Genomic DNA, 12,975 nt, shown 5'->3' on the forward strand with positions numbered 1-12,975 from the left:
GGCTGTTGTTCCATTCTATGCTTTTGGTGCAGAGAAAACTTCACCCTGGTATCGCCTGAGCGTGGGTACCTGCAAAGTGGAAGAGATCCCGGCCATGATCGGACAACTGCGCGAAGCACTGGCACAGTTATCATAATATAATTTACTCATCAAATAAAAAGCGGGTGTACCAAGTTAATGATACACCCGCTTTGTTATTATGGGTATCCTTGTTTAAGGACGAGAATCAATTCTTATTACAGATGAAAACGAAAGGTTCCAGTTCTTTCTGATGAACCAGTTTGCGGATATGCCTGGCACCATGGATGATCTTATACTTATTCATATCGAAGACCTCATGCGCTACGCAGAAGTTATCGATAGTCTCAAAATGGAAGAGTAACTGGTTGAGTTGCTCCAGTTCATTCTCCATAGACTTTTCATTCAGGTGATCGTCTTTCACCAGGACAAGCAAATCGCGATTGGGCGTTTTCATTTCTTATTAGGATTTTAATAGCCTATAAAACCCTTGTTTAAGCCGCAGCCGCATTTTTTGGATGAGCCTCCCATTTTAGACCCAGCGCTACAGCTGACAGCAACAAGACTAATGACAATCAATAAAAATAACAATGGCTTTTTCACAGTTCTGTACATATGGTCTTTCTAAATTAAACTATTTTACGAACAATTTATTATTTGAATTTGGCCCGGAACAGGAAATTTAACAGCAATAAGGGAAAACCCCTGGTTTTATTATCGCCCTTAGACTGGGGATTAGGCCATACTACGCGCTGTATACCTGTAATTCAAGAACTTATACATAACGGTTGCTTAGTTGCGATTGCCTGCAACAGCCAGCAAAAAGTCCTTCTTCAAGCAGAATTTCCTCACTTAACTTATCATGATCTGCCCGGTTATGGTATCAGTTACGCAAAAAGTCGATGGATAACCATCGGAAAGCTTCTCTGGCAGCTTCCAAAAATGATGATACGGATAAAATGGGAGCACCGTTGGTTGAAGGAATTTGTTTCCAGGAACCGGGTGGATGCCATTATTTCGGATAACCGATTCGGGTTTTATGCCAAAGGGATCCCATCGGTTTTTATTACACACCAGCTGGCTGTGAGAACAGGATTGGGCAATTGGATGGACCGCCGGGCCATGAAGCGGAACTATGCCATGATCAGGCCGTTTACGGAAGTATGGGTACCGGATAACGGGACGGGATATTCGATAGCAGGAACGCTGAGCAGGCCGGAGAAGCTGCCGGCTCCTCCGGTGAAATATATCGGGGGATTGAGCAGGTTTGAATTGTGTGATACCGTTCCGGGCAAGATGGTAATTGACAACAATGCCTTGCGGGCTTCAAAAAGCGATGGCTCCTTTCCCCGCTTGTCAGCAGAAGCAGAAATAAGCAATTACAGTTCTGTTGATCTGCTCATCATTCTTTCCGGACCTGAGCCACAGCGCACGGTTTTTGAACAACTGCTGAGGCAGCAATTGACCGGATTCAATGGCTCAGTTGCGATGGTCCTTGCAAGGCCTTCTGCTTCCGGGGAGTTGATCATCACATCAAGCACCGATCGCCAGCTCACCACTTTTTCTCACCTCCCTGCAAATCTCCTGAACCAACTGGTTTGTAAGGCGAAACTGGTGATCAGCCGTACCGGGTACACTACTGTTATGGATCTGCTGAAAACTAAAAAGCGGAGTATCCTGATTCCCACTCCAGGCCAGGCAGAACAGGAGTATCTTGCCGGGCATCTTGAAAAAGAGCAACTGGCCATTACCGTTAGTCAGTCACAATTCAACCTGCATGAGGTACTAAACAAGGCTGGCCAATTTCAATTTAAAACCATCGAAAACGATATGCAGCAGTACAAAACTGTGATACAATATTTTGTACAGCAGCTTTCTTCCCATTGATACAGGATTATAAAGCTATATCCGGAGCATTTTAAAGTTTGCAATAGAGACGAAAATGCGGAACCATTACCTGCACTTCAGGAACGATTCCGCAAAGACTATATTGATAATTTCATTGAAGGAACGAGTCTCTTCAATGGAGACGGGCCTATTGTTTGATCACTTTCACTACACTGGAAAGCCCGTCGCCGGTGGCTTTCAGCAGGTATACCCCTTTAGGCAATGTGGATACCGGCAGACTTACCTCAGCACTTCCCGCAGTATATCTTCCATTCACATTGGCCCATACTTTACCGCTCATATCCGTAATTGTGAGCCGTACCTGCTGTGCCTGCTGCACGGTGATGAAGGCGCTCAGTTCAGTAGTGAATGGATTGGAGGAAACGGTCACCAGGGACTTGCCGTCTTTGCGGATCATAACGCGTTTTGCATCTCCGACTTTTTCCCTGCCATCGATATCCTTTTGAACCAGGCGGTAGTAGTTCAGGTTTTCCAGCGGCTGATGATCGGTGTACTCGTATACCTGTTCCAGGTCTGTGGTGCCTTTACCGGGCACAATGGCCAGTTTGGTAAAACGTTGATCGGAGCCGGCCCTTTCGATGGTGAATTGCAGGTTATCCTTTTCACTGGTGGTAATCCATTTCAGCTGAGCCTTTCCATTTAGCACGCGTACTGAAAAATCCTTGAGGATTACAGGCAATGTGGTTTCCCTTGCGTTCTGCAGATTCCATTCATAGAGGTTGGGCGTGATCACACGCGAGGGAGCAGGTGGATAGTACATGGCAGGCCATGTTTCATGTGCAAACCCTTTGCAAAAAAGCAGAGAATCCAGGGGATTGTTATCACCCGGACCGCGCGGGTTGGTTATGGTGAAGCGGGGTGTGATTTCATCTGTTTGCGCATTGATCTGGTTCACCCATCCTGTTGGCGTTGAAATTTCGCAGTTGGTACTGTTATCGGATGAACATTGGAGGAACCAGGTGGCCACTTTCCCGGCGGCGATATTTGCTGGCCCGGATGCTATCTGCTGATCAACCCTGTAGCACAAGGAAGCCATGGATGCTCCGGCAATCCTTTGAGCATGTGCCACTGAACTGCTGATATAATCAATAACCAGATTAGCGCCGGCGCTTGCGCCTGTCAGATAGATCATGTTTGGATCGATACGATACTGATCAAGCACCCAGGTAATGTATGCGTCCAGCTGCGTATCGAAATGCCAGGGCGCGCCATAACCTCTGTATTGTGGCGCCAATACAATGAAACTGTAATTGGTTCCATTGAAATTATATGGATCCGGGAAACGGTTGTTCTCGATGTTCCAGGGAAGAGCATAAGGCATGTCTGTAATGATCTTGCATAGATCATTGGGGTCGCCGTTTGCAGTTGCTCCCCATCCATGCAGGTAAATGATCACAGGAAATTTTTTAGCAGGATTGCTGGCGTACTCGGCAGGAAAATACTTCAGCTGACCTGTAAAGAAATCATGCGGATAACCGGGAGCGATGGCGTTCCCCGGAATGGTACCCATCGGGATATTCTCGGGGATCAGTTTGGTAAATGTGCACTGGGCTACAACGGAAGCTGCATTGATGAGCAGCATTGCGAAGAATAACATGGTTCGCGCCGCGTTGGGGCGAAGGATAAATTGCCTGTTAAGCATTGCTTTCAGTTTTTAATTGTGCGGCGGTATTTCAGGAAATCAAAAATTAAAAACCGGAAGGAATGCCCGGCATTGTTTTCGTAAAGGGTAGGTGGAATGTATAGGGATGAACCTCTAAATTACATACAAATCAAATGCCTGCCAACTTGCGGACATCAGGCATTCGTGGATTTTGGATAATCGAAGAACCAGAACTCTTTATGGGCCTGCTCAAAATCCTTCCAGTGCTCCAGTTGACAGTTGATGGCGTACACGGCACAAGTGGGCATATCATCCACATTTACATGCGTGAGCATATTCACGAAAGCTGTAATACCGGGGTTGTGGGAGAAGAGAGCAATGGTGGCCGCTTCATCAGGAGCGCCGGCAATGGCCCTGAAGAAGTCCACGGGTTCGGCATGATAAAGTGAAGGCACCTGTATCAGGTGGTCTTTGTCTTTGCCATACACTTCGGCAAAAAGAGTAGCTGTTTTTTTAGCGCGTTTGGCCGGACTGGTAATGAAGGCATCGATCCGGACCTGCTTTTCGAGCAGGCGTCTGGCCATGGCTGGTGCATCCACCTTGCCACGATCATTGAGGGGACGTTCAAAATCAGGCTGCGAGATATCACTCCAGCTGCTCTTTGCATGCCTTACAATGATCACTGACCTCTTCATAACACAATGAATATAAAAAAATAAGGGAGGAAGTAATCCCCCCTTGCAATAATACCTAATAAGTTTTAATCAAAGGAATCAGAAATTTAAACAGGCCTGTTTAAGATTGGTTCCTCATAGGAAGCTAAACGGTCGGCATAAAAAAGTAGCAAAATCTTTGCCAAATTAAAACGCCATTAATTTATTTCGAAAATAAGTAGGGTAATGATCAGAGCCCGTTGGAGTTGATGTAGTTGATAAGCGCCGCTGTATTCTTCACACGTAGCTTTTTAAGGATATTATGCCGGTGTACCTCCACTGTTTTGATGGAGAGCTTTAGCCTGTCGGCGATCTCTTTGGAACTGAGCCCATCACGGATCAGGTTGATCACTTCTATCTCACGCTCGGAGAGTTGGTTGAGACCGGTGCTTGTTTCTTCTTCGTTCAGCACCTGGTCGCTCAGGATATTCTTTACTTCCTGGCAGATGAAGATCGCTCCATTGTAAACTTCGGTAATGGCATTGAGCATTTCCTGGCGGGGGGAGTTCTTTGTCACATAACCTCTTGCCCCGAGGCGGAACATTTTTTTGGCGTATGCAGGCTGGGAGTGCATGGAAACGGCAATCACTTTTGAGCCGGGGCTGAGTTTGCGGATCATCTTGATAATATCGAACCCGTTCATGGGCGCCATATTTATATCCAGCAATATTATATTGGGGCGTTTGTCCCGCGCTATTTCAATGGCCTGCTGGCCATCGCCCACTTCAGCAATAACATCAAATCCTTCATTTCGTCCAAGCAGGAATGACCAGGTCTCTCTAATAAGGGTATGGTCATCAACGATCATGATGGAAATCCTATTCATAAGATATTCTTTACAAAATAGAGGTTACCAATGAGGGCTGGGACACATACGAATGTACCATCATCCATCCGATTGATAACAAGAAATCTTATTAGAATTCCTGATTTTGTAACGGAGGCCAGGTACAGGCATGGTCTACCCTATAACGAGTAAGGATACCCATTTTCAACTGTCTTGTGAATGATGGTTAAAATATTCTAGTAGCCTCTTACATCTTTGCCTTCCATGAAATTGATGAAGGCCCGGTTTACTACCCTGTTTCCTCCAGGAGTAGGATAATCACCGGTGAAATACCAGTCGCCCAGATTGGTTGGACAGGCATGATGTAAAGATTCGATCGTCTGGAAGATTACCTGAACCGGAATGGCCACTTCTTTGGGAGTGATCAGTTGGGCAATCTTATTTGAGATCTGTTCGGGCGTAAAGGGTTTGTAAAGTTGTTGTACTACGTTTTCTGTGTGCAGCTGGCCCATCCGTTGCAATTCCTTGCAGCGGTCGTACATATCCTGCAGGCATTTCTCTTTCCCTGTTTCCTTCATCAGCTCATACGCCGCACGGAATGCGATAAAATCGCCCAGCTTGCTCATATCGATACCATAACAATCCGGATACCTGATCTGGGGGGCAGAAGATACCACGATGATTTTCTTCGGTTCCAGCCTGGCCAGCATCCTGATGATGCTTTGCTTCAGCGTGGTTCCCCTTACGATGGAATCATCGATCACCACCAGTGTATCCAGTCCTTTCTGCACAGTGCCGTAAGTGATATCGTATACGTGTTGTACCATCTCATTACGGCTTGTATCGGCAGTAATGAAGGTACGCATTTTTACGTCTTTGATCGCAATCTTTTCGACCCTTACTTTTCGGCTGATCATCTCCGAAAGTTTCTCCGGATCTATCTCATTTCCCCAGCTCAGGATCCTCTCGATCTTCACTCTCTTCATGTAATCATCCAGGCCTTTCCACATGCCATAGAAGGCAACTTCCGCTGTATTGGGAATAAAGGAGAAGATGGTATGTTTGAGATCGTGGTTCACTGCATTGAGCACCTGATCTGTGAGGTTGTAACCAAGCTGATTCCTTTCCTTGTAGATCTTTTCATCACTGCCCCGGGAGAAATAGATCCTTTCAAAGCTACAGGCCCTGCGTTCTTTGGGTTCCAGGATCTGCTCGATCCCGTAAGAACCGTCGGCTTTAGTGATCAGGCCCTGGCCTGGCATCAGTTCCAGCACCTCGTTCTCACCTACATTGAATACGGTGCGGATGGCAGCCCTTTCGGAAGCGGCTACAATCACATCCTCGTTCACATAGTAGTAAGCAGGACGGATGCCGTTGGCATCGCGGAAAACAAAGGAGTCGCCGTTGCCGATCAGACCACCTACGGTGAAGCCGCCATCAAACAGTTTCACAGCCTTGCGAAGGGCGGCAGCCACATCCAGTGCGCCATTATTCTCTTCGTCGGCCTTCACCAGAAAATGATGGATCACTTCCATCATGGCGGCGAGATCGCTCTGTTTCTGGAACTCGCCCGGATCGATATCGATCAGGTTGAAGAGCTCATCTGTATTTACGAGGTTGAAATTCCCTGCCAGCGCGAGGTTGCGGGTGGGAACAGTATGTCTTTTTATGAAGGGGTGGCAGAACTCAACATTGTTCTTGCCCTGTGTTCCATAACGGAGGTGGCCCAGCAACAGTTCACCCAGGAAGGGGATATGTCCTTTCATCAATGTGGGATGCTGCAGGCAATCGGGCATGTACAGCTCCAGATCCTTTACATCCTGGTTGATCTTCGTGAAAACGTCTGCAATGGGTTGATTTGCATTGCTCCTGATCCGGTTAAGGAAGGGATTACCGGGCTCAACATCCAATTTCACGGCTGCAACACCCGCTCCATCCTGGCCGCGGTTGTGCTGTTTTTCCATGAGTAGGTACAGCTTGTTTAAGCCCCACATTACTGTACCGAATTGTTGCTGATAATAGGAGAACGGCTTGCGTAAGCGTATGAATGCTAGCCCACATTCATGTTTTATTTCGTCACTCATGGATAACTCCTGGGTTGAAAAAAAGAAAGCGCAAAGCTACGTAAATACATCCGGGAGAAAACAGGCTTTTTGATTGTTGTAACATTCAAAATTTAGAAATATTTACAATCAATCAATTATACATGCGTGAAATATTATGTGTAAGCTGAATTTAATTCGTTGCCACATTGGAAGAAGAAACGTACAGGGGAAAAAAAGAAAAAACCCCCAGTCTTCATAGGAACTTGGGGGGTGCTTTTTTCGATAGGATAGTTGGACCAATTTTTAAGCCGGTTTAGGCCTGGTTTTCACGGATAGCTGGACTTTTCTCGGATCAAGGGTTTGTTCAATCGGATTTCTGGATTAAAAAGGGTCAGGGTAATTGTTACTTACCTGCGAACATTGGATTTAGAGCTAAGTTGCTGTATTTCTGCATGCTAAGTTTAATTTTTTGATAAACTTTCAGGCCTCTAAGAAGTTAATTCAGAAGGGTGTAAAGGTTTCCTCCTATAGTGATTCTGAACGCTTTTACAGGATGTTTTTTCCCTCGTAAAAACCCCTGCCAGCCTGATTACCTGTTTAAAAGAACAATGCTCCCTTCCATAGAAAGAGAGCATTGCAGAGCCTTCACATAATTTAGAAAATCAAGTGTGTGTTACACCTTTACAAAAGTCTTTATTCTTCCAGATATCCCCAAAGGCGGTATCGTTGATTATTGATATGATAATTGTAAAACCTGATGAAAAAACAGGTAAATACCCTTAGATATTAGTTGCAACATTGTTTATGAAGTTGACCAGTGAAGCGGAGTTTTTGAGCTTCAGTTTTTTCAGGATATTATGCCGGTGGACTTCCACTGTTTTCAGCGAGATCTTCAGCAGGGAAGCGATCTCCTTGGATGATTCGCCTTCCTTTATCAGGTTGATGATCTGGATCTCCCGATCTGTCAAGGCATTGATATTGGGCATCTCCCGGTTCTCTTCCAGCACCAGTTCCGAGATATTGTTCTTGATCTCGTCACAGATGTATTTGTTGCCGCTGTGCACTTCCAGGATGGCGGCTATCATTTCTTCCTTGGAGGAGTTCTTGGTCACATAGCCCCTGGCGCCAATCTGCAGCATCTTTTTAGCATATGCAGGTTGCGAGTGCATGGAAATGCCGATGATCCTCGACAGAGGGCTCAACTTGCGTATCCGCTCCGTGGCTTCAAAGCCGGATGCGGGCGCCATATTGATGTCCATCAGCACTATCTGAGGCTTCTTGCTCTTTGCCAGTTCCACGGCCTGCTCTGAGTCGCCGCAGTCAGCCACCACAATAAATCTCGGATCATTGTTTAAAATGTAACTCCAGGTCTCCCGGATCAACTTGTGATCATCTGCAATCAAAACACTGATCTTTTCCATACCTCATTTTTATTTAAAAGTTAGCTATTGGTACCTGTACATTCAGCCGGCACCCTTTGCCCGGAGCAGTGTCTATATTCACCACCCCATTGAAGAGATCGGCCCGGCTGATGATATTGGAAATCCCGTTGCCCCTGTGAGCACGGACCGTAGCAGGATCAAATCCCGTTCCATCATCTGAAATCGATAAACAAATCCTGCTGTCATCCTGGTTCAGCTCGATCTGCAGATTGGCTGCACCGGAATGTTTGAGCACATTATTCACCTGTTCCTGTGCAATCCTGAATAGCGTAAGTTTTCTCTTATCATCCAATAATTCATCGATATGGCCTCTATGGGTAAAACGAACCTGTAATTTTTTTGTGGCACGGATACTCTCCGCCAGGTCCTGTACGGACTCTACCAGTCCCAGGTCGCCGATACTGGCGGGTACCAGGGATTTGGAGATGGTCCTTACCTCATTGATGGCATCCATGATACCGGATGCACAACGCTGAATGAGCCTGTCTTTCTCTGCCTCATCCACCAGGGCCAGTTCCAGATAGAGCTTTGCGGTGGTCAGGATCTGGTTCACATTGTCATGCAGGTCCTTGCCGATCTCCGCCCTTTCTTTTTCCTGCGCATTCACAACGGCCTGCGCCACCAGTTTCTGTTTGTTGAGCTCTGTTTCCAGCAGCCTTTTTTCCATTTCTCTTTTCTCGGTGATGTCCTGCACAGAACCCACCATGCGGTTCATCTTTCCTTCATGGTCGAATATGAAAAAGCCGCGGTCCTGCACCAATGCATATTCACCATTGGATTTTTTGAATCTGTATTCAGCCTCCCATAAACGTGCGTTATTGTTATTCAGGTATTTGTAAAGATGATTTTTCACATGTTCCCTGTCCTCAGGATGAATACATTGCTCCCAGATATCCAATCCTTCGGTTATATGTCCGGGTTTGTATCCGAATAATGTAAAATATCCTTCGCCCCAGTATACATCCCTTGTGCTCATATCCCAATCCCAGATGGCATCGTTAGTGGCTTTGGTAACCAGCAGGTAGCGCTCGTGATTGCGCCTGATCTTTCTTTCTGCGTCTTTGTTCTCGATGATGATTCGAAGCAGATCACAGGCGCGATCGAGGATGCCGAGATCTTTGGGGCCGGGAGTTTTAGGTGCATTATAATAGGTAGCAATGGTGGCCAGTACTTCTCCGTGCGCATCCAGGATCGGAAAACTCCAGCATGCGCCTATTTTGAATTGGTTTGCCAGATCACGGTACTTATCCCAGAGCGGATCATTTGCCACATCCGTGCTGATCACTTTTTCTTTACGGTACATGGCCGTGCCACAGGAACCAGCTTCCGGCCCGATAGTTCTGCCATTGATAGCGTTCGAATATTCAACAGGCAGGCTGGGTGCGGAAAGGGGATGCACTGTTTTTTTCTGCGGGTCCAGCACCAGTATTGAACAGAGCATTCCCGGGAATAGTTTCTCCAGCCCTTCGAGGAAATAATCTGTGATCACTTTCAGGCTGATAGCGGGGAGTGCATTCATTTCCAGCACTTTCTTTTCCAGTGCCAGCAGTTGTTCATGATTATTGCGGTCAGTAATATCTACGATGGTCACTACCACTGCATCCGGGCCTGTGCCGGGGATTGGTGTGGAGTAATAGATAGGCTGGGTGTTCATAGAGATCCAGCTCAGCATACTGTCGCGCTTTGCAAAAGAAAGGATCACTTCTTTATAGGTTTCGCCGCTCTGCAGTGTTCTGGCAGCGGGGGAATCGTTTGGCTCCACCAATTTGCCATCCTCGGTCATAAATTTCGTGTAGGGGTCATAGATAGATCTGCCGGCGAGCCCGGCACTGCCTACATCCAGGATCTGCATTGCGCTGTCGTTGCAGGCTGTGATGATGCCTGTTTTATCACAAACTATGATTCCTTCGCCCAGTGCATATACCATTGAACGATATCTTTCTTCAGAGATACGCAGTGACTCTTCCGTTAACTCAGCCAGCTTCCTGTCGTGAATATTGATCACTGATCCTACAAAGCCCAGGAACCTGCCATCAGTATGGAACCTCGGCGCACTCTGGTCTATCACCCAGCGATATTGTCCATCGATGGTTTTGATGCGGTATTCCAGCGTTGCCGGTTGACGATCCCTGAAATATTTCCGGTAGGAGCTGATGGCGATGGGAATATCATCGGGGTGGATCAGCCTGGTCCAGCCGTCACCTGCCACATCTTCCACCGTGATACCTGTGAACTGCAGCCAGCTTTTATTGAAGTAAACGGTATTGTCCTGTTCATCGGAGATCCACATCATGCCGGGAGCGGCATCGGCAAACTGCCTGAAAAGCATTTCGGCATCATTGTCGCTCACCAGGGGTGCCTGCCTTTCTTCATCAAAGAAGTCTGCGCGCCATTCCAGGATGGGTGGCTGATTACCGGGCTCTTTCCTGGTAACTGAAAAATCGATGGTAGTGGGGGTTCGTATACCCTTCACTGTTAGAGGTATTGTAAGTTGGTATTGAAAATCGGAAGTTTCCAGGATGGCCTGCAGGCTGAGTGTTTCACCTGGAAGAAGAAAGCCTGCAAAAGGTTTATTGATGAGTTCTTCTTTGCTCTTACCTGTTATAAGCAATAATGGTGGCGACACGGCGAGGATAATTCCCCGGAGGTCGGTTTGCAGGTATAAGGTTTGTGGGCGACCTGCTCCTGGTCTGAACTGTTTTGGTTGCTTGAGCATACAGGTAAATACTTATACAAAGTACCGTAAATGCCGAAGTTGTCACAATAAAAACAACTGTTTCTGTTTACCCTAAGTGTTTTCTCTTAGGGGATAGCTATCAAAATACAGCAGCAGTTCCAATAAAGAAAGCAATCTTCATAATTAATGTTGGGGATGCAAAAAAAGAGCCCCGGCTTATTAAAACCGGGGCCCGATCAGATTATAGTAAGTTATTATTTGGTCTTCACTGCGTATTGCAACCAGTTGCTCATGGTTTCGCAACCTGCAAAGTCTTCATCGATCATGAGATAGAAAGTGGAGATCCTGGAAGAAAACCATTTCTCAAGTGCTACCTGCTTTTTCTCTTCGATGGCGCGTTGTGCGATACGATCGTAATCGTCTTTCAGATTCTCGCGGTGCGGGTCTGTTCTTGATTTCAGGAATACGAGACGGACACCTTTCTTCTGTGTGCGGTCTTCCGTGAACACATTTGGTTTGGAGATTTCACCGGGCTTCAGGTTGGATTTGGTGAGGAACTCAACCATTTCTTTACCGAGCTGGTCCATAGTAAGGTAAGAACCTCCTGTTTCATTCTGGCTACGGCCTCCGGTGAATTTGGAAGCATCGTCTTCGCTGTATTTGTTCACTGCTTCTCCAAAGTTCATGGTGCCGGCAATGAGTTTGGAGCGAACGGAGTCCAGCAGGTTCAGGGAGTTATTGATCTCGTCGTCAGTGATCTTTGGAATGCGGAGGATATGACGAACGATGGCGTCATCTCCAGAGCGCTTTTCCATTTTAATGATATGGTATCCGAATTTTGATTTGAATACGGGAGAGATCTGTCCTTCTTTCAGGCGGAATGCATTCTGGATGAAAGCGGGGTCCCAGCTCTTTTCCGTGCGGTTGATAGAGTAACGGCCGCCGGATTCCTTGCTGCCGGGGTCATCTGTGTACAATTGGGCGAGGGTTTCAAATTTCTGTGTACCGTTCTCTGCCTGGCGTTTGAAATCGCTGAGCTCATCCATGGCCAGCAGTTCCAGTTCACGGGAAGGTTTTGGATATACGATCACCTGGCTGATCTCAACTTCCGATTCGTAGAAAGCGAGACTGTCTTTAGGGATCTTGTTGTAATATTCTGTTACTTCCTGCGGCGTGATCTTTACTGATTCAGTGATCTTATCGCGCATGCGCTCGGCCTTCTTTCTTTCCGTGAAAGACTGTCTGAAGTCTTCCTTGATCTGGTAGATGGAGCGGCCCGCGATGCGTTCCAGTTCATCTTTGGAACCGTACATCTGAATGAAACCGCGAACCTGGTTATCCAGGAGGGCATCGATCTCGTCTTCGCCTACGATGATGGAGTCTTTCTCAGCCTGCAGCACCAGTGCTTTCAGGGTGAGCAGTTGTTCCATGATAAAACAGTTGGCGTTGGGGGGAACCTGTTCTCCGCGGCGCTGTCTGTCGAGGATATCATTGTATACATCGGATTTGAGGATGATCTTATCTCCAACGATACCAACGATCTTATCGGCTGTCACTTTCCTGGTGCCTTGTGAGAAGGCGGCGGAAACGAGCAGCAATGCTACCAGGAGCGTGCTTAATTTTTTCATATTCTTATGAAATGTGGATATGCTCAAAAATACTTTTCCGGTCAGATATTCTGCGCCCGCTTTCTCTAATTAACAAGGTTTTAAGGCGCATTTACAAGAAAAAAGGCACAAGGAGAAACGTTGGATAACAGTTTACCTTGTGCCTTTCTGATAT

At 46.7% G+C, this 12,975-nt stretch carries 9 protein-coding genes; 1 reads left to right on the plus strand and 8 read right to left on the minus strand.

Annotated elements, in window-relative coordinates:
• Positions 1 to 226: 226 nt before the first annotated feature.
• Complete coding sequence (locus ACTHMC_RS26200) at positions 227 to 475, minus strand: hypothetical protein (protein ID WP_440417842.1); 249 nt, start codon at positions 473 to 475, stop codon at positions 227 to 229.
• A gap of 485 nt (positions 476 to 960) precedes the next feature.
• Here ACTHMC_RS26200 and ACTHMC_RS26205 point away from each other — a divergent pair, with 485 nt between their 5' ends.
• Entirely contained in the window at positions 961 to 1,905 is a 945-nt protein-coding gene (locus ACTHMC_RS26205) for a glycosyltransferase (RefSeq protein WP_440417844.1), read from the plus strand.
• A 148-nt stretch (positions 1,906 to 2,053) separates the two neighbouring features.
• Here the strand turns inward: ACTHMC_RS26205 and ACTHMC_RS26210 are convergent, their stop codons facing one another.
• The 7 genes from ACTHMC_RS26210 to ACTHMC_RS26240 form a co-directional block, all read right to left on the minus strand.
• Complete coding sequence (locus ACTHMC_RS26210; protein ID WP_440417846.1) at positions 2,054 to 3,568, minus strand: T9SS type A sorting domain-containing protein; 1,515 nt, start codon at positions 3,566 to 3,568, stop codon at positions 2,054 to 2,056.
• 155 nt (positions 3,569 to 3,723) lie between these two features.
• Positions 3,724 to 4,224 (minus strand): SixA phosphatase family protein, encoded by a 501-nt coding sequence (locus tag ACTHMC_RS26215; protein ID WP_440417847.1) that lies wholly within the window; start codon positions 4,222 to 4,224, stop codon positions 3,724 to 3,726.
• Between the two features lie 208 nt (positions 4,225 to 4,432).
• Positions 4,433 to 5,068: a response regulator gene (locus tag ACTHMC_RS26220; protein WP_440417849.1), complete on the minus strand. Its 636-nt coding sequence runs from the start codon at positions 5,066 to 5,068 to the stop codon at positions 4,433 to 4,435.
• 197 nt (positions 5,069 to 5,265) lie between these two features.
• Positions 5,266 to 6,993 (minus strand): amidophosphoribosyltransferase, encoded by a 1,728-nt coding sequence (locus ACTHMC_RS26225; protein WP_440417851.1) that lies wholly within the window; start codon positions 6,991 to 6,993, stop codon positions 5,266 to 5,268.
• 860 nt (positions 6,994 to 7,853) lie between these two features.
• Entirely contained in the window at positions 7,854 to 8,495 is a 642-nt protein-coding gene (locus ACTHMC_RS26230) for a response regulator (RefSeq protein WP_440417853.1), read from the minus strand.
• Between the two features lie 13 nt (positions 8,496 to 8,508).
• Positions 8,509 to 11,232: a PAS domain S-box protein gene (locus ACTHMC_RS26235; RefSeq protein WP_440417855.1), complete on the minus strand. Its 2,724-nt coding sequence runs from the start codon at positions 11,230 to 11,232 to the stop codon at positions 8,509 to 8,511.
• Positions 11,233 to 11,447: 215 nt separating this feature from the next.
• Entirely contained in the window at positions 11,448 to 12,821 is a 1,374-nt protein-coding gene (locus ACTHMC_RS26240) for a foldase protein PrsA (RefSeq protein ID WP_440417857.1), read from the minus strand.
• Positions 12,822 to 12,975 lie beyond the last annotated feature (154 nt).

Origin of the sequence: Pseudobacter sp., from assembly GCF_051955275.1 — a bacterium.
In the GTDB taxonomy this organism is placed as follows: domain Bacteria; phylum Bacteroidota; class Bacteroidia; order Chitinophagales; family Chitinophagaceae; genus Pseudobacter.